Raw genomic sequence first — 23,042 nt, 5'->3', positions numbered from 1 at the left:
GTGCGCGGATTCACGCCAGGACCCGGCGAGGTCCGCCTGTGGTGGATCGAACCCGGCACCCCGGCCCCAGGACCGCTCGCCCCCGAAGAGCAAGCCCGCGCCCGCGCGATGACCGAGCCGCGGGCCCGCGCCGCCTACGCGCTGCGGCGCGGCGCGCTGCGCCACCTCCTCGGCCACTGCCTCGGCCTGCCGCCCGAGCGGGTGCCGCTCGCCGCCGAACGCGGCGGCAGACCCGTGCTCGCCGCGCCCGAGGGCACGGCACCCCTCACGTTCTCCGTCTCCCAGGCCACCGGCGCCTGGGCGGTGATCGCGCTCGCCCCCGGCGGCCCGCTCGGCGTGGACGTCGAGACGCACGGCAAGCCGGGGGAGCCGGGCGAGCACGGCCAGCACCTCGACATCGCCGGGCTCGCCCGGCGCTTCCTGCCGGACCTCGACCTCGACGCCGTCCGCCCCGAAGAGCGGCCCGCGGCCTTCTGGCGGGCGTGGACGCGCTACGAGGCCACCCTCAAGGCAGCCGGTTCCACCCTCGGCCAACGCCCAGGCCAGCAGACCGCCCACTGGACCGTCACCCGGCCACCGGCCCCCCGAGGGCACACCGCCGCCCTGGTCACCGCGCGGCCGCCCACCACCGTCACCACCCGTCTGTTCCGCGCGCCGACCGCGTGCGCCGCGACCCCCGAAGGGCTCTTCGATGACCACGCGACACCGGAGCATCCCGGTCCTCAGCGCCACCGGTGACCACGCGGCCGACAGCGCCGCGCTCACCGCGTACGTGGCCGCGGGCGAGGAACGCCTCGCCGAACTGCCCGCCAAACCGGCGCGCAATCCCACCCAGGCCCAGGAGGCCCGCGCCATCCGCGAGGCGGCGCAGGCCGCGCGCGCCGCCTTCCTGCACGCCCACGCGGGCCGCCTCTACGACGACCTCACCGACGGCCGCCGCACCCACCCCCGCCTCGCCGAACTCGCCCTCGCCGCCGCCGAGTCCCACCCCGGGCTCGTCCCAGGACCCCGCCAGCTCAGGGACGAACGCGCGCTGCCGCAGGCCCACAAAGAAGGACGCGAGATCGAACAGGGCCTGCTCTTCTGGAGCTTCCTGCGCCTGCCGGACGCCGGGACGCACCTGGTGCGCTCCCTGCTGCGGCCCACCCGCGCCGCCGAGGACGCCCTGCCCGGCTACCTCCGCACCGGACACGCCGACCTCGGCCAGGTGCGCGTCGACCGCGAAGGACCGGCCGCCCACGTCACCGTGCGCAACCTCTCCTGCCTCAACGCCGAGGACGACGACACCGTCGCGGCCCTGGAGACCGCCGTCGACCTGGTGGGCCTCGACGACCAGGTGCGCGTCGGCGTGCTGCGCGGCGGCGAGATGACCCACCCCCGCTACGCCGGACGGCGCGTGTTCAACGCGGGCGTCAACCTCAGCCACCTCTACGACGGCCGCATCTCCCTGGTCGACTTCATGCTCCGCCGCGAACTCGGCTACCTCAGCAAGATCCTGCGCGGCGACAAGCCCTGGCTCGCCCTCGTCGACGGCTTCGCCATCGGCGGCGGCCTCCAGCAGCTGCTCGTCTTCGACGAGGTGATCGCCGCCACCGGCGGCTTCCTCAGCCTGCCCGCCCTCACCGAGGGCATCATCCCCGGCGCCGCCAACCTGCGCCTGCCGCGCGTCGCCGGATCCCGCCTCACCCGCAGGCTGATACTCGGCAACCACCACATCGGCACCGACGAGCCCGAGGCCCGCCTGTTCTGCGACCACGTCGTCACACCCGACGAGATGGAACGCACCGCCGCACGGTCCGTGGAACGCCTCGCCAGCAGCGCCGTCCTGCCCAACCGGTCCATCACGCACGCCTTCGAGGAGCCCCTGGACACCTTCCGCGCGTACATGGCGGAGTACGCCCTGCACCAGGCCCGGCTGCTCCACCACCCCGACCTCGTCACCAACCTCGAACGCTCCTGGATACACCGCAGGACCCGCGCCGAGCGCCCCGCGTCGGCCTGAACCAGGAAAGGCCCCCCATGCAGCCCGCCACGCAGCCCCCCATGCGGCGCGTCCCCGTGATCTGCCTGCCGTTCGCGGGCGCCGGAGCGTCCTTCTTCCGCGCCTGGCGCGACCTCGCCCCCGAGCGCCTTCTGATCGTGCCCGTCCAGCTGCCCGGCCGCGAGGACCGCCTCGACGAGGAGCCGTACGCCACCGTCGCCGAGGCCGTCGACGACCTCGTACCGGAGATCCTCGACGTCGCCGAGCGCTACCCGCACCTGATCGTCTTCGGCCACAGCTTCGGCGCCGTCCTCGCCTACGAGGTCGCCCGGCACCTCGTCCGCCACCTGCCGCCCGCCGCGCTCAGCCTCGTCGTCAGCGGCTCACCGGCCCCGCACGAGCCCCGCGCCCGGCGCGCCACCGGCCTGCCCGACGAGGAGTTCCTGGCCCGGGTGCGGGAGTTCGCCGGATACGACCACCCGACGCTCGCCGACCCCGGCGCGCGCGAGCTGCTGCTGCCCGTCCTGCGGGCCGACATCGCCCTGCACGAGAACTACCTGCCCGCGCCCGGCGCCGCCCCCCTGCCCCTGCCGATCACCGCCGTGCTCGGCACCCGCGACCACCTCGTGAGCCCCGAGCAGACCGCACGCTGGCAGCACGCCACCACGCACCCGCTGCGGCAGGAGGCCCTCGACGGCGGCCACATGTACCTGACCGAGTCGCCCGCGGACCTCCTCGCCCTGATGGCCGCCTCGGTCAGCGACGGCATCGACGACGTGAGGAGCCCCCGCCCATGACCACGGCGCACCCGCGAGCGGACCGGCCGGGCCCGCTCTCCCACGAGCAGGAAAGCCTCTGGTACCGGGAGCAGTTCACCGACCGTCCCGGACTGACCAACGTGCCCGCCGCGCTGCGCCTGCGCGGCCCCCTAGACGTGCCCGCCCTGCGCGCCGCCTGCACCGACCTCACCCGTCGGCACGCCGCCCTGCGCACCGTCTTCGACGCCGTGGACGGCGTGCCGCGCCAGCGCGTCGACGACGAGGCGCGCTGCGACTTCGCCGTCGCGGCCGCCCGGGACGACGCCGAGGTGCGCGGCGCGGGCCGCGCCGAACTGCTCCTGCCGTTCGACCTGAGCACCGGGCCGCCGGTGCGGTTCCGCCTCTACCGGATCGACGACGACCAGCACGTCCTCGTCCTCGTCGCCCACCACCTCGTCATCGACGCCGCCTCCGTCGGCATCGCCCTCACCGACATCGGCGCGCTCTACACCGCCCGCGTCACCGGCCGCCGCCCGCGCCTCACGCCGCCGCCCGTCAGCTACGCCGACGCCGTCGCCCAGCAGCGCGCCGACGCCGACGAGGACCGCCTCACCGCGCTCACCGCGTACTGGCGAGACCGCCTCGACGGCGCCCCGCGGACCGTGGACCTGCCCGCCGACCGGCCCCGCCCGCGCCGCCGCAGCGCCCTGGGCGGCGTCGCCAGGGACCGGGTGCCCGAGAGGGACGTCCGCGCGGTGCGGGAGTTCGCGGCCGCCGCCCGCGCCTCGGACTTCATCGTGCTGCTCACCGCCTTCCGCGTCCTGCTGTGGCGCTGGACGGGACAGCGGGACGCCCTCATCGGCGCGCCCGTCAGCGGCCGCGCCCACCCTGGCACCGAGGACGTCGTCGGCTTCTTCATCAACATGCTCGTCCTGCGCGCGCCCCTCGACGCCGCGACCACCTTCCGCCAGGCCGTGCGCGCCGAACGCGACGCCGTGCTCGGCGCGTTCGACCACCAGGACATGCCGTACTCCCGGCTCGTCGCCGCCGTCCAGGACACCCGCGACCCGGCCACCTCGCCCCTGGTCCAGGTCACGTTCTCCTACCGCCCCGACGACGCCGCGCCCCCGGACCTGCCCGGCCTCGACGTCGTCCACTTCGACCTGGAGGGCACCTCGCTCCAGTTCGACCTCGTCGTCGAACTCCTCCAGGACCCCGAAGGCCTGGAGATCCTCTGCGGCTACGACGAGGACATCCTCGACCCCGCCAGCGTGAGCGCGGTCCTCGCCCGGCTTCCCGTCCTGCTCGCCGCCGCCGTCGCCGAGCCCGACCGGCCCCTGGCCGACCTCGCCTGGCACACACCGGCCGACCACGACGCCGTACGCCGCGCCGCGGCCACCGCGCTGCCCGGCACCGACGACACCGACGGCATCGTGCCCGCCTTCCGCCACTGGGCCCGGCGCACCCCGGACGCCGTCGCCGTGCGCCACGGCGACCAGAGCCTGACGTACGCCGCCCTGGACGCCGCGAGCGACGCGCTCGCCGCCCGCGTCCGGGCCGCCGCGCCCGGGCCCGAGACCGCGGTGGCCGTCCTGCTCGACGACCGCGGCCACCTGCCCGCTGCCCTGCTCGCCGTGGCCAAGGCGGGCCGCGCGCTGCTGCCCCTTGACCCCGCGCACCCGGGCGAGCGCCACGCCCACATGCTCCGGGACGCCGGGGCGAAGGCCCTGATCAGCGACCGTCCTGGACCCGGCCCCGAGGGCGTCCACGTCCTGGCCCCCACGGGCCCCGGCCAACGCCCCGCGCCGCCCCACGAGGACGTGGACCCCGACCAGCTCGCGTACGTCCTCTACACCTCGGGCTCCACCGGCCGCCCCAAGGGCACCGAGGTGTCCCACCGCGCCCTCGGGGACTGCCTGCGCGACGCCCGCGACCGCTTCGGCATCGGCCCCGGCCACACCCTCGCCAGTGCCTCCACCACGGCCTTCGACATCGGCGTCCTGGAAATCCTGCTGCCGCTGAGCGCGGGCGCCGCCCTCGTCCTCAGCGAGGCGCACCGCCGCGGCGACGGCGCCCTCCTCGCCGACTTCCTCGACACCCACCGGCCCGACTGCTTTTTCGCCACCCCGGCCCTGTGGGAGATGCTGCTCCTCGCGGGCTGGCGCGGCGCCGCCGGGCTGACCGCCCTCACCGGCGGCGACGTCCTGCCGCCCGCGCTCGCCGCGCGCCTGCGCCCCCGAGTCCGCGCGCTGTGGCAGCTGTACGGGCCCACCGAGACCACCGTGTACTCCACGAGTGACACCGTCGAGCCCGTCCCGGGACCTGCCGCCCTGCCCGTCGGCCGCCCGGTCCGCAACACCACCACGTACGTCCTCGACGCCGCGCTGCGCCCCGTGCCGCCTGGCGTCGTCGGCGAACTGTGCCTGGGCGGGCCCGGCCTCGCGCGCGGCTACACCGGGCGCCCGGCCCTGACGGCACACCGGTTCGTGCCCTCGCCGTTCGGGCCGCCCGGCACCCGCCTCTACCGCACCGGCGACCGCGCGCGCCTCCTGCCCGACGGCAGGATCGAGCTGCGCGGCCGCGACGACGACCAGGTGAAGATCAACGGCCATCGCGTCGAACTGCCGGAGATCGAGGCGGTCCTCGGCGCGCACGAGGCCGTCGGCGCGGCCGCCGCGGTCGTCGTCGGTGCGGGTGCGGGTGCGGGTGCGGGTGCGGGTGCGGGGCGCCGCGTCGCCGCTTGCGTGGTCCCCGCCGCCCCGGACCACGACCCCGCCGCCCTGACGGCGTCCCTGCGCGACCACGCCGAGCGCCTGCTGCCCGCGACGATGCTGCCCGCCGCGTACGTCCTGCTGCCCGAACTCCCCGTCACCGTCAACGGCAAGGTCGACCGGACCGCCCTGGCCGGCCTCGCGGCCCCCACCGCGCACAAGGACGGCGGAGCACCCGCGGCGACCCCGCACGAACACCTCGTCGCCCGGCTGTGGACCGAGGCGCTCGGCGTCCCCGACGTGCGCGCCGACGACGACTTCTTCCGCCTCGGCGGCAACTCCCTGCTCGCCGCCCAGGTCATGAGCCGCGTCGAGCAGGAAAGGGGCGTACGCGTCCCGCTGTCCGCCCTCCTGGAGGCCCCCACGCTCAGCGGCTTCGCCGCCCGGCTGCGGCGCGCCGAGGAACGGTCCCCGGCCCCGCGCGCCTCCCGTGGCCACCCGGAGCCCGGCGGGTCCATGACCTGGCTGCGCCGGGGCGCCCGGACCCCGACCCTCGCCCTCGCCCACCCGGTCGGCGGCTCCGCGCTCTGCTACCGGGAACTCGTGGCCGCCCTCGACGGCGACTGGCGGGTGTGCGCCTTCGAGTCCTCCGACACCGAAGGCCGCCCCGTCCCCGAAGCGGCGGCCGCCTACCTGCGCGCACTCCGCGCCGAGGCCGAAGGACCCGTCGTCTACGCGGGCTGGTCCCTCGGCGGGCTCCTCGCCTACGAGATGGCCGTCCAGGACACGCGCGCGGGCGGCGAGGTGCCCGCCGTCGTGACCGTCGACACCGCCACGCCCGACGCCTTCGACTGGGACCACGAACTGTCCCGCAACGCCCAACTGCGCGGCTTCGTACGCGATGTGGCCCGCCTCGCCGGGGTCCGCGTCACCCCGCCCGAGGCGCTGTGGACGGCGCCCGCGCGGGAGGTCTTCTCCTGGCTGGTGACGGCCGTCGGCTTCGGCGACGTCGCCGAGATGGAACGCCGCTTCCGCGTCACCGACGCGGCCCTGCGCGCCGCCCGCACGTACGCCCCCCGACCCGCGGACGTCGAACTCCACGTCGTCGAGACCGAGGAGGAGACCCCCAAGTCCGAGGAGTGGCTCGACCTGGCCGACACCGTCACCGTCACCACGCTCCCCGGCGACCACTACCAGGCCCTGACAGGCCCGAACGCCACCCGCCTCGCGAAGCTCCTGTCGACGCTCGGCTAGCGGCTAGCGGCTAGCGGCTAGCGGCTAGCGGCGCGCGGCCCCGGACCGGTCCCGGGGCCGCCCGGCGGCCCTGACCCGCCGACTAGGCTGATGGCATGACCACGCACACCACCGGCGACGCGCGCGTCGACGCGATGCTCGACGACCTGCGCACCCTCGTCGAGACCGAGTCGCCCTCACGCGACCTCGACGCCCTGCTGGCCTCGGCCAAGGCGGTCGCCGCCGTCCTGGAGGACCGCCTCGGCGGGCGGGCCGCCCTGGTGGAGAGCGAGGGCGGCACGCACGTCCGCTGGTCGGGCGGAGGCGACCCCAAGGTCCTGGTCCTCGGCCACCACGACACGGTGTTCCCCCTCGGCACCCTGCACAGCCGCCCCTTCCGCGTCGCGGACGGGCGGGCGACGGGACCCGGCGTCTTCGACATGCTGGGCGGCCTGGTGCAGGCCGTGCACGGCGTCGCCGCGCTCGCGGACCGCTCGGGCGTGGAGATCCTGGTGACCGCCGACGAGGAGGTGGGTTCGCGCTCCTCGCGGGCCCTCATCGAGGAGCGGGCCCGCGCCTGCGGGGCCGTGCTCGTCCTCGAAGGCGCCGCCGACGGCGGCGGCCTGAAGACAGGCCGCAAGGGCTGCGGCACCTTCCAGGTCCACATCGCGGGCCGCGCATCGCACGCGGGCCTGGAGCCCGAGGCCGGGGTCAACGCGCTGATCGAGGCGGCGCACCAGGTCCTCGCCATCGCGGCGATCGCCAGGCCCGACCTCGGCACGACGGTCACCCCGACCGTCGCCGCCGCGGGCACCCTGGACAACGTCGTGCCCGCCGAAGCGAGCATCACCGTCGACGTCCGCGTGGAGTCGGCCGCCGAGACGGACCGCGTCGAAGCCGCGTTCGCGGCCCTCGCGCCGCGCCTGGACGGGGCGCGGATCACGGTGGACGGCGGCATCGGCCGCCCGCCGATGCCCGAGTCCGCGTCGGCCGAACTCTTCGCGCTCGCGCGGCGGCTGCGCCCCGGCCTCGAAGGCGTGGCCGTCGGCGGCGGCAGCGACGGCAACTTCACGGCCGCCCTGGGCGTGCCGACCCTCGACGGCCTGGGCGCCGTCGGCGGCGGCGCCCACGCCGACCACGAGTACGTCCTGGTCGACACCATGGCCGAGCGGGCGGACCTGATCACCGGTCTGGTGCGGGAGATCCGGCGCGGCTAGCCGCCGGGACAGACCCTCCGCCGTCACGTCCCCTGCGCCACGTGCAGCAGCGTGACGTCCAGCGGCAGCCCGGTGCCCCACATGAACGTGAGGACTACGGGGATCTCGACCGCCACGAAGGCGTAGACGTCCTGTTCGGACTGGTAGAGGACGGTGACGTCGGGCTCCGACGCCAGGCGTTCGGTCGGCAGCAGACCGGCGATCTCCAGGGCCGCGGGGACCTGTGCCTCCCCGTCGGCGTGGGGCGGGCAGGAACCCAGGTGCGTCAGATCCGGTCGTAGGGAGAGGAGTTGGGGGTTCGTCATGCCTGGCGGCATGGACGGTTTCCCCAGCGCGGTGAGGATCCGCTGGGTCCGCCACGGCCCCGGCTTGCCCGCCGTGACGCAGAACGCCGCCACCGCCTCCCGCACCTGCTCCGTCCACGACTCCGCCGCCGTCCGCACGCGCGCCGGTGCCGGAGGCGCGCTGGGGAAGCGCAGCGTCACCACCCCGGTGTCGGCGCCCCGGGTGACGCTCACCCGCTCGGCGAGCGAGCGGCGGCGGTCGCCCACGCCGCTGTCGAGGACGAGCAGCAGCGCGAACGGCGTGGTCCGCGACGGATCGAGCACGCCGTCGGCGCCGGGCGGCCGCACCCAGCGCGAGACGTCGTCGCAGTTGAGGATCTCGGCGGGCACCGCGGTGGCCGACTCCCCGGTCCCGGCCGCGCACATCAGGGCGAACTCGGGCCCCGGGCGCACGGAGACCCCGTACGAGCCGAGGAACTCCGTCAGTTCGGCCCCGAACGTGCCGCCCGCGGCGGCCTCCGGAAGGCTCCGGTCGCGCCGGGGCCTTCTGATCCTGGAGGCCAGGAAGGTGAGGAGGGGGGTGAGGACCGCCGCCGCCACCGACGTCGCGCCGCCCAGCTCCTCCAGGCGCAGCTCCTCGCTCACCCGGGCCAGGGTCCTGCGCACCGACGCCTCCGGCGCGGACCGCCGCCGAGGGGGTGCCGACGCCCGGTTGCGCGCCAGCGCGGGCGCCACGCCGTCGGGGTGCCCGATGAGCGTGGAGCGCAGGGCCCAGCCCTCCGGCGCGCCCCGGGCGGCCGCCCCCACCAGGCGGTCGGCGGCGAGCAGCGCGGGACCCCCTGGCATGCCGTCCGCGACGGCCCGCAGCACGTGCCGGGTCAGGGCGGCGGGACGCTCGCCGGGCGCGTACTCGTACGTCAGCCACGTCACCCCCGCGCGCGGCCGGTGCGCCTCGGCCAGGCGCACGCCCTGCTTCGCCGGGCAGCCGTCCTCCACCACCACCAGGTGCGCCGTGTCCAGGCCGTCCACCAGCTCGTCGGGGCGCACCGGAGCGCCGTCCATGCCGGGCACCCAGATCCCGGTGGCGGCACGGATCGCGGGCCCGTGGCCCACGTACCAGACAAGGAGCGCCTCGTCCGCCATCGCGGCCGTCTCGCGCAGGGCCGCGCGCACCTCGGCCGCGCCCGCGTCGATCAGGCACACGCACCGCTCGGCGGGCAGGTCCCAGCCGTCGGGCGAGGTCAGCAGGATGGACAGCTCCGCGAGGGCCTGCGCGACCTCGTCGTGGGCCCGCGCGTCCTCGGGCGCGGCCCCGATCAGCAGGGCGGCGCTGTGCAGGGGGTCGGGCAGGAACGGGCGCGGCCCGTCGCCCTCGGCGGGGCTCGCGCCGTCCGGCGGCGTCCGGTCGCGGGGCGCGCCGACGCGCAGCGCCGCCACCAGTTCGTCGGTGGCGTAGGCGAACGGCCGCAGCGCTTCGGGGAGTTCCTCCGCGTCCAGGGCGGCGATCGCGTTCAGGCCCTGGCCGGGAAGGCGTACGCGCTCGGCGATGTGGCGGCTCAGGGCGTCCAGGACCAGCCAGGCGTCGTGCCGCCCCGCGGTCCTGGCGAGCGGGGCGCGGGCCCGCTCCTGGAAGCTGATGACCTGCGGTGCGCCGGGCGCGGCGCTGATGTCGAGGACCTGGCTCATCAGCAGTTCGGCGACGTCGGACGCGGTCGCCTCCGGCACCACCTCCTGCCGGATGAGCTGGATCAGCGGCAGGCTGAGGCGCCGGAAGGCGCTGCACAGACCGGCGAGGCGCACGGCGGGCGGCGCCGCCGTGCGGATGAAGGCCTCGGCGGGGCCCGCGCCCTCGTGGCGCGGCCCGCCCGCGGGCGCCGCGGCCTGCTCGTCCCCGGCTTCCGCGAACGGGTCGTCGGGCGCCCCGAACGGCGTCACCAGGACCGCCTCGTAGCCCTCGGGCGAGCCCCGGACCATGCCGCGCGCCCAGCGGTTGAGCGAGTGCGCGGTCAACGAAAGCGTCGGCACCGGCACATGGGTGCCGCCCTCGCCAAGCACGGACCGCAGGTGCGGGGGCACGGTGACGGCGAGGGCCGTGTTGGGCACCCCGGGCAGCCTGCTGCGCACCCGCACCGCGGGCAGGTCCAGGGCCGTGCGGTGCCACAGGCGCGACGGCAGCGGACTGGCCAGGGAGACCGACAGGTGCCCGGCCCAGTCGCGAAGGAGCTGCCACACCTCGCTGCCGTACCAGGCGGGCGCCGCGCAGTCGGAGACCACCAGGGCGAGCCGCCGCCCGTCGGGCGCCGCCACGCTCCGCGAACTCACCACCCGGCCGCGCGCGTCGGTCACGTCCGGGTGCGGCTCCGTCGACAGCTGCCAGCGGTGCACCTGGCGGAAGGCGCCGCTGTTCTCCAGGAGCGTCGCGAACTCCTGCACCGCGCCCTGCCAGACCTCCATGGTCAGATGGGTGTCGACGACGAGCAGCACGTCGAACCACGGCTCCGGCAGCGGGGCGACCACCGGAAGCAGCTCGCCGCCGCGGGAGTACGACTCGATGGTGGCGGCCAGGTCCAGGCCAAGTCGGCGGCCCCGGAGGAAGCGGCGCATGAACGGGCGCAGGGAACGCCCCAGTTCGACGGCCTGGGGCAGCGCCCGGCCCGCCGCGACGGTGACCGGCTCGGCGAGGGAACTCCCGGCGTCCTCGGTGTCCTCCGGGTCGCCGGGCAGGTTCTCGTAGACGCCGTAGGGGCCGCGGCGGGTGTCGCCGGGCCCCTCGCCCGGGCCCGCGTCGGGGTCCGGATCAGGGTGCGGATCGGGGGCGTCCGGCGGCGTGGGCTCCCGGGCGGTCGGCGGCCGCGCCCCCGACGGCGGCTCCTCGTCGGGCGCACCGGGCTCCGGCGGCGGGCGCGGACCGTCGGGCTCGGCGTCCTCGTCGGCACCCGCCCGCCCCGCGGAGGCCGCCGCGAGCCACAGGACGTCCGCGAGGAGCGCCGCGTCGTGGCAGTCGGGCGGCAGGGTGTCGACGAGGGCGGCGAGCACCCCGGCGAGCGGATCACGCACCGGTCAGGTTCCGCAGCAGATAGCTGATCAGGCGCTCGCGCTGCTCCCCGGTGGGCCCCTGGTCGTCGATGACGAGCTTGACCGCGTTCAGGAGCTGGTCGACCGCCAGCGTCTGCCCGTGCGCGACCCGCTCGACGAACGCCTTGACGAGGTCGGCCGCGTCCGCGGGCAGGGACTGCCCCACGTGCGCCTCCACCGCCGCGCGCAGCAGGTCCACCGAGAGCGGCGGCATGTCGTAGCGGATGCAGCGCCGCAGGAAGGGCGCGGGGAACTCCCGCTCGCCGTTGCTCGTCATCACGATGAACGGGAACCGGCTGCACTGCACCCGCCCGCCGTGGACCTCATACGGCGGCCGTTCGGACGCCTTGTCCTCGCCGTCGCCTCGCCAGCGCCGCACCGGCACCCGGGGCTTGCTGTGGCGCACCAGCTCGGGGATTTCGTACACCCCCCGTTCCAGTACGTCGAGCAGGTCGCTCGGCAGGTCGAGGTCGCTCTTGTCTATCTCGTCGATCAGCAGGGCGCGCGGCCGCGGTGAGTCCGGGAGCAGGGCCGTGCCGAGCGGGCCGAGCTGCAGGAAAGCGGCGATGTCGTCCGTGTGCCCGGCGGCGGTGGCCCCGGACTGGGCCAGGCGCAGGGTGTGGATGTGCCCGAGCGCGTCATAGCGGTACAGCGCGTCGGACAGGGTGGAGCGCGAGGTGATGTGCCAGCGCAGCACGGGCCCGAGGAGCAGCTCGTCCGCCACCTGCTCGATGACGGTCGACTTGCCGCTGCCCGCGGCCCCCGTGATCAGCAGCGGGCGGTGCAGGAACACGGCGGCGTTGACCGCGTCCGTCAGGCCCTCGGGCGGCTGGAACGTCCGCGGCGCGGAGCGGCGCGGGAAGACGCGCCACGGCGGCGGGTCGGGCAGCCGCGTGTCGTGCGGCTCGCCGGTGCCCCGGTAGTAGGTGTCCCAGGCCATCACGTACCTCCAGCTGGCAGCGGGGCCCGCTCCTGGAGGGAGTCGCAGAAGTCGAGCCAGGGCAGGTCGTGCCAGGCCGCCCGCAGCGCGGCCAGTTCCGCCAGGTGGACGCCGTCGCCGGTGGGCGGTCCGGCGCCCGCGCCGCCCACCTGCGCGGCCCAGCGCAGCTGCTGCGCGAGCGCGAAGTCGGCGGGCAGGCGCTCCCAGAACCGGGCGAGGCCCTCGGGCGGTTCGGCGACCACGCCGTCCTCGTCGTCGGGCCACAGGAGCACCGGCGTGTAGGGGAGCAGCACCTGGACGAGCTCGGCGAACACGCCGGACCGGTCGCCGATGCCGGCCGCCAGCTGGCACGAGCCCGTCTTGAACGCCCAGCGCACCTGCTCCACCTCGCCGGCGCTGGCGGCGCGCACCCAGTCGACCGGGGCCTTGCCGGTGGTGAGCACGTGGTGCTGCCACGACTCCAGGCGGCGGCGCGCGATCTCGTTCATGCGGCGCAGATAGCGCGGCACGAAGAGCCGGTCGGCCCAGCGCAGCACCACCGACCGCTCGGCGCCGAGCAGGAAGAGCCCCACCTCGGCCTGCTCCGGGCGCCACTTCGGCAGCAGCTCCGCCCGTACCACCATGTCGACGCTGCCGATCCGGACCTCCGGGGGCAGCCGCTCCTCGGCCCACTCCAGGACGTCCCCGAGGACCTGCTCGACACCCGCCTGCGAGGGCGCGCACGCGAACGTCTGGGCGCCCGAGCACTCCTCGCCCCTGCGCAGCCAGGCGGTCAGCGACTCCGGCCAGTCGCAGCGCGCCGCGTGCAGGCTCACCACGAGGCTCGCCTCGCCCTGCTGCCCAAGGCGCCGCGCCCACTCGCGGGCGTCGTTGAGCTCCAGGGTGAGCCCGTGCGCGTCGGCCCACCGCCGGATCTCGTCGTCGGCGGGGTCCAGGTCGCAGACCTGGGCGAGGGCCACCAGGCACCGGGCCACCGCCGCGGTACAGGTGTGGTGGCCGTCCCTGTCGGTCTCGCGCAGCGCCGCGTGCTCCAGGAAGTGGCGCAGGAGTTCGGCCCCCGAAAGGCGGGGCGCGGCCCGCACGGGCTCGCGGCGGTCGCCGCCGGTGTTGAGTTCGGCCATGGCCCGGCGCACGGTGTAGCTCGTCAGGACGCGTCCGGCCCAGGTGACGAGGAACTGTTCCGCCTCCCGCACAAGCAGCAGCGCGTCGGCCACCTCGCGCACCCGCAGCGCGCCGAGGTCCGTGCTGCGGGCGGCCCGGTCGCGCAGGTCCCGCAGCTCCGTGCCGTACTCGTAGGAGGCGCCGCCCCGCGCCTCGCCCTGGGGCCAGGACCGCAGCGCGAGGGCCAGGTCCTGGGTGCCGATCTCGCCGAGGCCCTCGGCGACGCGCACCGCCGTGCGCTGGACGTTGACGGCGAGCCACAGGTCCTGCTCGGCGGTCGGGTCGCCGTCGTAGGCCAGCGCCACGGGGTCCTGGTCCGGCAGCTCCGCGGCGAGGGCGGCGCGGTAGCGGGCCACGGGCACGTACTCGCCCGCGCCGTCGAACCCGGCCCGCAGGTGCGCGCTGATGCGCCGGCTGAAGTCCAGGTCGTAGGCGGGCTCCCGGGCGGGCGCGGCGGCAAGCAGCGCGAGCCGGGTCTGGCCGTCGCGGAAGCCGCCGACGAGGTCCCCGGCCAGCGGCGCGGCGGCGCCGGAGTGGCACGTGTCCAGGAGCGCGATGACCCCGGCGACGCCCCGTCGGTTGACGGCCTTCGCGAGGAGGCCGTTCACGTCCACCGACGTGGTCTCGTCGTCGCGTTCGCTGTCGTGCGCCATGTAGTGCAGGTGCGGGGTGCCGTGGGGGGACTGCCCGTGGCCGAGGAAGGCGAGGACGAGGACCGCGCGCGCGTCACCGGCGCGCACGATCGCGTCACGGACCGCGTCCTCCACCGCCCGGTGCCCGGCACGGCCGGACCGCACGAGCTCCGCACCGGCCACGCCGCTGTCCTGGCAGGCGCCGAGCGCGGGGTCGGTGAGCGCGTCGTGCAGCGCTCGCGCGACCTTCACGAGGTCGGCCAGCTCGTGGTCGGCCTGGGGGCACTGGGTGGCGACGACCAGGACGTGCCGGGCCTGCGGCAGGGCCGCCGCCGACGTCCCGCTCATGACTCCCCGGCAAGGCGGGCGAGGGTCCGCACCACCGGCGCGGCCACCTCGCGGCGCCGCAGATAGCAGCTCGCCCCGTGGGTCCACAGCACGCGGGAGTCCAGCGGCACCGGCTCCGGGCGCACGCCCGCCGCGTTGGGCTCCACCAGGTCGGCGAGGCGGCGCAGCGGCACCACCGGGTCGTCGCCGTCCCAGCAGTCGACCCAGCGCGCGACGGTGGCGGGCACGGCCGGGGGTCTCGGCCGCAGCCGCTGCCAGATCAGCGCGTTCATGGCGATCGGGGAGCCGATGGTGACGAACAGCGCCACCGGCCCCTCGTACGCGGAGAGCGCCTCCAGGGCGACGACCGAGCCCAGCGAGTGCGCGATGACGATCGCGGGCCGCTGGGGGTCGAGCAGGTCGAGCACGCGGGCGCGGATCCGCTCGTCCAGCGGGGCGGTGCGGCCGTCGGGCAGCGGCCCGGGCTCCGCGCGCCGCAAGTACCGCCCCGGCTGCGACAGGACGCCGAGGCAGTGGGCGGCGCTGGCCCGCCGCAGGGCGCGCTGCGCGCCCGGAGCGCGCGCCAGCTTGGCGCACACGGCACTCGCCCTGCGCCCCAGGGCGCCCACGCCCTCGGGCGACTTGGGCCGCCCCGCCGCGTCCAGGGGCACGGGCCGCGCCTGCTCCCGCAGCCGCAGCAGCGTCGCGTCCCCCGCGTGCTCGGGCGAGGCGAGGAGCGCGTCGATCACCTCGGCGGCCACGGCGAGCGTCAGCTCCGCCGTCTCCTCGTCGAGATCCGCCGTGCCCGGCCCCTGGGCGCCGCCGCGGGCGAAGAGGTCGGCGTAGTGGGCGAAGGCCGTGTCGACCGACCAGTCCATGGTCAGGCCCGACACCGCTGCGGCGTGCCCCGCCGCCCGCGCGCCCTCGGCGAGCGCCAGGCGCCACTCCCGCCGCTCCTGCTCGATGTCGCGCGGACCTCCGATGCCGTGCACCAGGACCAGCCGTGGTTTCACCGTCGTCGTCATGAGCGTCGTCCCCCCTGTACGCCTCGCGGGGGGTTCCCCGGCCACCGCCGCGAGGATGTAGGGAACCGTACCAACTGGCCATGGCGCGCGCGGTGTTATGGATCAGGAAGTGCGCGCGGGAGCGCGCGCCCCGTCAGCCGCGCCAGGGCCGGAGCCGGGGCAGGAAGGCCGGGACGCCCGCGCGGTAGCGCGCGTACGCGGCGCCGTGCGCGCGCAGCAGCGCGGGCTCCTCGTACCACCGGGCGAAGGCACCCATGGCCGCGCCCGCGACGAGGCCGTACCCAAGCAGCACCGGCCGGGCGAGCAGCAGCCCCTGTCCGGCGATGGCGGCCACCACCGCGACGTACATGGGGTTGCGCACGTGCCGGTAGAGGCCGCCCACGACCAGGTGCTCGGTCGGGAGCACCGGGGCGGGGGTGCCGAGTCCCTCGGTCACGAACCGCGCGAAGGCGTGCGCGAGGACCGCGCCCGCGACGGCGAGCAGCACGCCCCCGACCACCCGGACGGCCCCCCACCAGTGCCCGGCCTCCCACCGCGTCAGCCACCACGGCACCACCCCGGCCACCACCCCCGGCGCGAGCGCCAGGAACACGGAACTGCCCACCGCCGCCGTCGACTTGCGCATGTCACCAGCATGTACGCCGAGCGGGTGGTGTGCCAGCCCGTCACGCCGAGCACCCTCGCGTCCGGGACCCGGACGGCTAGCTTGCCCGCATGCCTAGCGCTCCGACGCGGCCGAGGCCGCGTGCCATCCCCGGCTGGGCGGTGGCGCTCAGCCTCTTCGGGCTCACCGCGGGTCTCTGCGCGATGATCTGGTACGGCACCGATCCGCCGTTCCTCGACAGGCCTTCGACGCGCTCGGAACTGCTGCTGCAGTTCGCGGCCACGGCGGGCACGGCACGCGAGGTCGTGCGGGGCGCGGGAGGCGGAGCCGGGCTCTTCCAGGACGGCCTCGTGCTCGACTGGCGCCTGTTCGTTCCCGGGTACGCGGCGGCCCTGGCCGGGGCGTTCGGGCTCGGGCACCTCCTGCTCCACCGCGCGTCCGTGCGCCGGTGGGCCCGGCGTGGCCTCGCCCTCACCGCCGTGGTGGTCCTCGCGGACTGCGCGGAGAACGTCTTCCTGTGGCGGGCCCTGAACCGCCTGGACGGCGACCCGGTCGGGGATCTGACGTGGGCGTCCTGCTGCGCCCAGGTGAAGTGGGCGCTCGTCGTCCCGCTGGCGGCGGCGGCCCTGCTGATGGCGCTCACCGTCGGCTTCCGCGCGCTGTGGCCGCCCTCGGTGGCGCGGCGCCCCCAGGCGGACGGCCCCGACACCCCCGCCGTCGTGGCCCACGCCCACCGGCTCGCCAACGGCACACAGGAGTGGAACGACCCGGACGTGATCCTGCCGCCCACCGCGCCGCACGACGGGGAACCCCGCTCCGAGTGGACCGGCCCCGGGCAACCGGGGGAGACCCATGCCCCCCAGGACCCGGAGACCGGCGCCGCGGCCCGCAGGCGCACGCGCGCCTACCAGCCGCCAGGCCGCCCGCCCGCGGAGATCGGCTTCTGCGTCTCCGGCGGCGGCATCCGGTCGGCCTCGGTCACCCTCGGCGCGCTCCAGGCGCTGCGCGAACAGCTGCTCAAGGCGCGGTACTTGGTGTCGGTGTCCGGCGGCGGCTACCTGGCGGGGGCCCTGCAACTGGCCCTGACCGGTGCCCGCGGCGAGGACCAGGACGAGAGCGCCCCGGCCCCGACCGGTCTCGCGCGCCCGGGAGACGTGTTCGAGCCCGGCAGCCCGGAGGAGGACCACGTCCGCAGGCACGCGAAGTACCTGGCGGACGCCCCCAAGGAGAAGGCCGAGGCGGTGGGGGCGGTGCTGCGGGGCCTGACCGTGTCCCTGGGCATGCTGGCGCTGCTCTTCGCCGTGGCGGGCCAGTTCCTGCACGCGTTCTACTCCCGGCTGCCGCTGACCGACCTCGGCAGGCTGCGCGGGGACGACGCCGTGGGCTTCCAACTGTTCCCGTACGCCTGGTATCCCGTCCTCGCCCTGCTGGCCCTGGCCGGGCTCGTGTCCGTGGGGTACGGAATCGCCCGCGCGGGCACCGCCAGGTCACGCCCGGCGTGGCTGCGCGCCGCGGTCGCCGGGGTCGTGGGCATCGCGCTCGCCGTCGCCGTGCTCTCCCTCGCGCTCCCGGCGGTGATCTGGTTCTTCGCTTCGCTGGCCGCCAAGGCGGACGACTGGGGCCTGTGGCAGGACAGCGGGACGGGCATGACCCTGCTCGGCGCCCTGACCGCGGCGGCGACCACGCTGGGCACCTGGTTCACCGCCGTCCACAAGACGGTGAAGAAGGTCAAGCCGGACGGCGAGGGGGCGGGCCTGTTCGCCAAGGGCGGCACGTCCCTGGTCACCCAGGTCGGCGGCGGCTGGGTGAAGGCCGTGGTGTGCTGGCTCGTGCTGCTCCTGGTCGCGTTCTTCGGGCTCGCCCTGATGTCCTGGGCCGCCGTGTACGCGGGCACCTGGCACCCGGCGTGGCGGTGGGGCGCGCCGATCGCCCTGGTCGTGCTCGCCCTCGCGATCGACCAGACCACGTTGAGCCTGCACCCGTTCTACCGGCAGCGCCTCGCCAGCGCCTTCGCCGTGCGCCGCGCGGTGCTGCGGGACGGCTCCGTCGGCGCCCTGCCGTACGACTACCACGCGGAGGCGACTCCGCTGCACCGCTACGCCCAGCGCGTCGAGGGCTTTCCGCAGGTCATCTTCGCCGCCTCCGCGGCCGTCTCGCTGCGCAACCGCACCGCCCCTGGCCGCCCCGCCGTGCCCTTCACCTTCGCCTCGGACTACTGCGGCGGCCCCGACACGGGCTGGGTCCGCACGGACACCCTGCAGCGGACGGCGCCCGCGCTGATCGAGCGCGACCTGACCGTGCAGTCGGCCGTCGCCGTGTCCGGGGCCGCCTTCGCCTCCGCGATGGGCTCCCAGACGACGTTCATGGAGCGCCTGCTCGCCCTGTCCAACGTCCGCCTCGGCACCTGGGTGCCCAACCCCCTGTACGTCGGCGAGCTGGCGAAGTACGGCCCCGACCGCACCCTGCCGAGGCTGCCCCGGGTGCGGCGCCTTCGCTACCAGCTCCAGGAGTTGGTGGGCCGGTACCCGGACACCACGCCCCTGCTGCTGTGCACCGACGGCGGCCACTTCGACAATCTCGGCCTGGTCGAACTCCTGCGGCTGCGCTGCCGTACCGTCTGCGTCATCGACTCCTCCGGGGACACGCCGCCGCTGGCGACCACGCTCGCGCAGGCGGTGACGCTCGCCTACGAGGACCTCGGGGTGAAGATCACCTTCGAGGACGACGGACAGAGCCTGCTGGGCCTCGTGCCGGGCAGCGCGCCCCCGCTCGCGCCCGAGGAGCCGATGGCCGCGCTGAACGCCCGGTTCTCCGCCACCGGGGTCGTGCGCGGCACGATCACCTACCCGGAGCCGGTCAGGTTCTCGGCCACCACCCCGGCCGACACGAAGGGGACCATCGTCTTCGTGAAGGCGAGCCTGACCCCCGACATGCCGTACGAGCTGCTGAGCTACGCCCTCCACGAGAAGGCATTCCCCCGCCAGGCCACCTTCGACCAGTGGTTCGACCACGCCCAGTTCGACGCCTACCGGGAGCTGGGGCACCACCTCGGGAAGAAGGCCGCGGAGCTGATGTGAGCACCGACACGGGCGCGGCCGGCGGCGGGACGTTCGCCGCCGAACCGCTGACCGCCCGCTGCCGCGCCCTCGTCGACCTGGCCCAGCACGCGTGCGTGGGCGTCAGCCCCTTCAACTCCTACTTCAAGCGCGCCCGCGTCGCCGAGCTCTGCCACTGGGCGCTGCCCCGCTTCGAGCGGGTCCACTTCCACCTCCCCGACGTGCCATCGCGGCACACGCTCACCGCCACCGGGATGCCCGCGGACAAGGCCAGGCGGCGGGCGCACGAGAACGGTCTGAAGATGCGCAACCGCATCCGCGAGGGGCTCCTCCGCGCCACCGGGCGCGAGGACGTGGACCCCTTCCTGCTCGACTGGGAGCACCTGAAGGCGAACGCGGCCTTCCGCCGTCTGCACCGGCAGGCCCTGCACTGGTTCCGCGCCGACCCCGCGTTCCGCGCGATGTGCCTGAGCGCCTCGCGCGACGTCCTCGTCCACCGCATGCGGCGGCCGCCGAGCGAGGAGCAGGTCCACGAGGCGGTGCGGTACTTCCTCGCCGACATCCCGCTGCTCATCGACACCCCGCGGATCGCGGGCGTGGAGACCTCGGTGTACGTCTACCACCGCGCGACCCCGTTCGTCGAAGCCCTCTTCGCCCACCGGCTGCCCTGGTCGCCCAGTGCACACCAGGGCTACCTCGTGCTGCGCCCCGTGGACGGCTCCACGTACTGCTCGGCGTAGGCGCCCGTGGGGGCGATGGGCGTGATGACGTCGATGAGGACGCCGTTCGGGTCGGCGACGATGAAGTGGCGCTGGCCGAAGTCCTCGCTGCGCAGGGTGAGTTCGGGGCGCAGGCCGCCGCGGGTGACGAGGCGCTCCCACTCGGCGTCCACGTCCGGGACCTCGAAGTTCAGCAGGAGCCCCCGCGCGGGCACGCGGTATCCCTCGGGGATCGTCGGGTGGGTGTGGTCGAGCAGCGCCAGCTCGTACGGCGAGTCGCCGGGGCGCTTCAGGCTCACGTACCAGTCGGAGGTGAACGTCGTCTCGAAGCCGAGCAGTTGGGTGTAGAAGGTGTGGGACTCGGCCAGCCGTTCCGTGGCGATCACCGGGTAGAAGCCGTTCAGTTCCATGGGTGCCCCCTCATTCGCATACCATCGGTACGCGAAAGAATGTATTCACATACCGTTGGTATGTCAATGAGGGGTAGGTGCGATGACCAGGCAGTCCGGCACGCGGGCGCGGCAGCGGGAACAGACCCGCGCCCGGCTCGTGGAGGAGAGCGGGCGGCTCTTCGCCGCCCGCGGCTACGCGGCGGTGGGCCTCGCGGAGATCGTGCGGGCGGCCGAGGTCACCAAGGGCGCCCTCTACCACCACTTCACCGACAAGGCCGACCTGTTCCGCACCGTGCTCGAAGAGGTGCAGCGGGACGTGGCCCGGCGCGTGGCCGCGGCCGCCGAGGAGCACGACGACCCCTGGACCCGGTTCACGGCGGGCTGCCAGGCCTTCCTCACCGCGACCCACGACCCGGAGATCCAGCGCGTCATGCTGATCGACGGGCCCGCCGTCCTCGGCTGGAGCGCCTGGCGGGCCATGGACGAGACGGCGTCCGCCCGGCACCTCGACGAGGCCTTGGCCGACCTCGTCGAGGGCGGGATCATCGCCCCCCAGCCGGTCGCCCCGCTGTCCCGGCTGCTTTCGGGGGCGATGAACGAGGCGGCCCTGTGGCTCGCCTCGTCGACGGACCCGGATGACGTCGCCCGTACCAGGGAGGCACTCGACCGGCTGCTCGCGGGGCTGCGCGAGGCGTGAGGGCGACGGCCCGGGCATCCGGTCAGCCGGTCACAGGCGGCACGCGGGCTTGGGGTTGTAGAGCCGGTACCACGTGCTGGGGCCGACCTCGTAGTCGACGCCTCCGTCGGTCCCGTTGCACCGCTGGACGTAGGCGACGCCCCGCTTGGTGGCGGGACCGTAATCGCCGTCCACGTTCAGCCATTCGGAGAACTTGCTGTACGTATTGATCAGACACTGCACCTGCTTGACCTTGTTCCCCGTGTCGCCCGGGCGCACGGTCGGGCGGGACGAGTCGGAGATGTAGTTGCAGTGCGGCTCGGCGGCCCTGGCCGGAGCCGCCGGGGCGGCCCCCGCCGAGGGCGCGGCGGCGAGGGTCGCGCCCGCCGCGAGAGCGGTCGCCGCGATCGCGACGGCGGCCTGCCGCCGCAGCGGGAGACGGAGAGAGACACGCATGTCGTTCACCTTCCTGAGATGCGGCCGATGACGGCGGCGCGCGGCACGCGACGGCCGCCCCGGCACGGTGGGGAGACGGGCCCTGAACGGTGACAACGGCTCTTCGGGCATGGCCCGTTCGGCCGGCCCGGGCCTGCCGGGCGCGGCGCTGGGGCGCCGCGGCCGTCGTCCTCCCGTCCCCGGCGGGAAGTGAGTGGTTCCGCCGCGACGAGTGTGGCCCGGTGCCGACGGCGACGGGTACGTTCGTGCGGCACAGCGCAATGACGCAGGCCACGACGCCGGGCCCGCCCACGCGACGGGGGAGATATCCGCGCGTGCTTCCGTGCGCTCCCCGGGCGGTCTTGAGCCCCGCGCCGGTCCACGGTGAAGTGGCAGCACGTCAGAGGCGAGAGAGACGGGGACCCGCATGGCAGCGGACCGGCAGACCCTTCCGGCCCTTCCGGACGGCACGTGCTGGGCCCGCGCCGTCGTCATCGGCGGCGGATACGCGGGCCTCGTCACCGCCCGCGTCCTCGCCGACCACTTCGCCGACGTACTCCTCCTGGAGCGCGATCCGGTACGGACGGACACCGGCGTGCACCCCCACGTCCCACAGGGCTACCACGCGCACGCGCTGCTCGCCCGCGGCGGCGACGCCCTGGAGCGGCTGTTCCCGGGGCTGCGGGCGGAACTCGCGGACCTGGGCGCGCCCGTCTTCGACTACGGCGAACGCATCAGCTTCCTGCTGCCGACCGGCTACGCGCCGCCCGACCCGGTCGGCATCAGCGTCCAGACCTTCACCCGCGACGAGCTCGAACGACGCCTGCGGCAACGCGTGGTGGCCCTGCCCGCCGTCCGCCTGCTCGCTGGCGTGCGCTGCGAGACGGTGACGGGCAGCGCCCCCGGCCGCCTGGACCGCGTCCGCTACCGCGCCGACGGCGCCGCCGAACCCGTCGAGGTCACCGCCGACCTCGTCGTCGACGCCTCCGGCCGCGCCACGGCCGTCGACCGCTGGCTCACCGACGCGGGCCTGCCGGTGTCCGGCAAGACCGTCGTCCAGGCGAAGATCACCTACACCTCCGCCAGCTATGAACGCCCGCCGGGGGACCGGCAGGACTTCGACCTCGCGTACCAGATGGCCTTCGCCCCCGGCGTGCCGCGCGGCGGAGTGGTCCTCGCCGTGGAGCACCACCGCTGGATGTGCTCGCTGTTCGGCGTCGACGGGCACGTCCCGCCCACCGACGACGACGGCTACCTCGCCTTCGCCGACACCCTCGGCAACCCCCGCCTCGCCGAACAGATCAAGTGCGGCACCCGGCAGGGGGAGATCCACCGCTACACCAACCCCGGCAACGAGTGGCGCCTGCACCACAAGAACGCCCGCTGGCCCGAGCGCCTCATCGCCGTCGGCGACGCGGTCTGCGTCTTCAACCCGGTGTACGGACAGGGGCTCACGGTCGCCGCGCTCGAAGCGGAGGCGCTGGGCGCGCTGCTGGAGAGCCGCCGCGCAGAGGCGTCCGGACTCGACGGCCTCAGCCGCGCCCACCAGCGCGCCGCCGCCCGCGTCATCCAGGTCCCCTGGACCATGGCCACCAGCTCGGACCTCATGTGGGCCCCCGGCCGCAAGCCGCTGCCCGCCCGCTTCGCCCACTGGTACAACCGGCATGTCTTCGCGGTCGCCGCCCACGACGCGGGCGTCTGGGCCCGGTTCGTGCGCGTGCTGAACATGACGGCCCCGCCCTCAGCCCTGTTCCACCCGGCGGTCGTCGCCAAGGTGGCACGCCATGCGCTCGGCGGGCGCCGGGCCCGCTGACGG

The 23,042-nt window shown here is 75.5% G+C and carries 16 protein-coding genes; 9 read left to right on the top strand and 7 right to left on the bottom strand.

Annotated features, from left to right (window positions below; translation table 11 throughout):
• The 5 genes from AC07A4_RS06870 to AC07A4_RS06850 all read left to right on the top strand — a co-directional run bounded on the left by AC07A4_RS06870 (nt 1) and on the right by AC07A4_RS06850 (nt 7,900).
• Nucleotides 1–738, top strand: a complete 738-nt coding sequence (locus AC07A4_RS06870) for a 4'-phosphopantetheinyl transferase family protein (RefSeq protein WP_478593969.1) — start codon at nt 1–3, stop codon at nt 736–738.
• Entirely contained in the window at nt 692–2,002 is a 1,311-nt protein-coding gene (locus tag AC07A4_RS06865; protein ID WP_478593966.1) for an enoyl-CoA hydratase/isomerase family protein, read from the top strand. The genes AC07A4_RS06870 and AC07A4_RS06865 overlap by 47 nt, the downstream gene beginning before the upstream one ends.
• Nucleotides 2,003–2,019: 17 nt before the next feature.
• On the top strand, nt 2,020–2,778 hold the full coding sequence (locus AC07A4_RS06860; protein WP_478593963.1) for a thioesterase II family protein: 759 nt from the start codon (nt 2,020–2,022) through the stop codon (nt 2,776–2,778).
• Complete coding sequence (locus AC07A4_RS06855) at nt 2,775–6,704, top strand: non-ribosomal peptide synthetase (RefSeq protein WP_478593962.1); 3,930 nt, start codon at nt 2,775–2,777, stop codon at nt 6,702–6,704. Before AC07A4_RS06860 ends, AC07A4_RS06855 begins: the two co-directional genes overlap by 4 nt.
• Nucleotides 6,705–6,799: 95 nt before the next feature.
• On the top strand, nt 6,800–7,900 hold the full coding sequence (locus AC07A4_RS06850; protein ID WP_478593959.1) for a M20 family metallopeptidase: 1,101 nt from the start codon (nt 6,800–6,802) through the stop codon (nt 7,898–7,900).
• A gap of 23 nt (nt 7,901–7,923) precedes the next feature.
• Here AC07A4_RS06850 and AC07A4_RS06845 read toward each other — a convergent pair whose 3' ends face one another.
• The 5 genes from AC07A4_RS06845 to AC07A4_RS06825 form a co-directional block, all read right to left on the bottom strand.
• Nucleotides 7,924–11,241 (bottom strand): SAV_2336 N-terminal domain-related protein, encoded by a 3,318-nt coding sequence (locus tag AC07A4_RS06845; RefSeq protein WP_478593957.1) that lies wholly within the window; start codon nt 11,239–11,241, stop codon nt 7,924–7,926.
• The gene (locus AC07A4_RS06840) at nt 11,234–12,199 is read right to left on the bottom strand and encodes an AAA family ATPase (RefSeq protein WP_478593954.1); all 966 of its coding nucleotides are present in this window, start codon (nt 12,197–12,199) and stop codon (nt 11,234–11,236) included. The genes AC07A4_RS06845 and AC07A4_RS06840 overlap by 8 nt, the downstream gene beginning before the upstream one ends.
• On the bottom strand, nt 12,199–14,340 hold the full coding sequence (locus tag AC07A4_RS06835) for a vWA-MoxR associated conflict system protein (protein WP_478593951.1): 2,142 nt from the start codon (nt 14,338–14,340) through the stop codon (nt 12,199–12,201). The genes AC07A4_RS06840 and AC07A4_RS06835 overlap by 1 nt, the downstream gene beginning before the upstream one ends.
• On the bottom strand, nt 14,337–15,344 hold the full coding sequence (locus AC07A4_RS06830) for an alpha/beta fold hydrolase (RefSeq protein WP_478593949.1): 1,008 nt from the start codon (nt 15,342–15,344) through the stop codon (nt 14,337–14,339). The genes AC07A4_RS06835 and AC07A4_RS06830 overlap by 4 nt, the downstream gene beginning before the upstream one ends.
• Before the next feature lie 133 nt (nt 15,345–15,477).
• Nucleotides 15,478–15,969 (bottom strand): methyltransferase family protein, encoded by a 492-nt coding sequence (locus AC07A4_RS06825; RefSeq protein WP_478593947.1) that lies wholly within the window; start codon nt 15,967–15,969, stop codon nt 15,478–15,480.
• Nucleotides 15,970–16,058: 89 nt separating this feature from the next.
• Between AC07A4_RS06825 and AC07A4_RS06820 the strand changes: the two genes are divergently transcribed.
• Entirely contained in the window at nt 16,059–19,025 is a 2,967-nt protein-coding gene (locus AC07A4_RS06820) for a patatin-like phospholipase family protein (protein WP_478593945.1), read from the top strand.
• Nucleotides 19,022–19,744: a tRNA-dependent cyclodipeptide synthase gene (locus AC07A4_RS06815; protein WP_478593942.1), complete on the top strand. Its 723-nt coding sequence runs from the start codon at nt 19,022–19,024 to the stop codon at nt 19,742–19,744. The genes AC07A4_RS06820 and AC07A4_RS06815 overlap by 4 nt, the downstream gene beginning before the upstream one ends.
• On the opposite strand, the gene AC07A4_RS06810 is transcribed toward AC07A4_RS06815, so the two are convergent.
• Entirely contained in the window at nt 19,696–20,133 is a 438-nt protein-coding gene (locus AC07A4_RS06810) for a VOC family protein (RefSeq protein WP_478593940.1), read from the bottom strand. The genes AC07A4_RS06815 and AC07A4_RS06810 overlap by 49 nt on opposite strands.
• Before the next feature lie 82 nt (nt 20,134–20,215).
• Here AC07A4_RS06810 and AC07A4_RS06805 point away from each other — a divergent pair, with 82 nt between their 5' ends.
• Nucleotides 20,216–20,812: a TetR/AcrR family transcriptional regulator gene (locus AC07A4_RS06805; RefSeq protein ID WP_478593938.1), complete on the top strand. Its 597-nt coding sequence runs from the start codon at nt 20,216–20,218 to the stop codon at nt 20,810–20,812.
• A gap of 30 nt (nt 20,813–20,842) precedes the next feature.
• On the opposite strand, the gene AC07A4_RS06800 is transcribed toward AC07A4_RS06805, so the two are convergent.
• Nucleotides 20,843–21,247, bottom strand: a complete 405-nt coding sequence (locus AC07A4_RS06800) for a peptidoglycan-binding domain-containing protein (protein ID WP_478593935.1) — start codon at nt 21,245–21,247, stop codon at nt 20,843–20,845.
• 406 nt (nt 21,248–21,653) lie between these two features.
• On the opposite strand from AC07A4_RS06800, the gene AC07A4_RS06795 reads away from it, so the two are divergent.
• A complete protein-coding gene (locus AC07A4_RS06795) occupies nt 21,654–23,039 on the top strand; it encodes an FAD-dependent oxidoreductase (protein WP_478593932.1) in 1,386 nt (461 codons plus the stop codon).
• The last annotated feature ends 3 nt before the right edge of the window (nt 23,040–23,042 follow it).

This window comes from Streptomyces sp. NPDC043996, from assembly GCF_056435225.1.
This window is presented reverse-complemented; position numbering and strand designations above follow the sequence as displayed.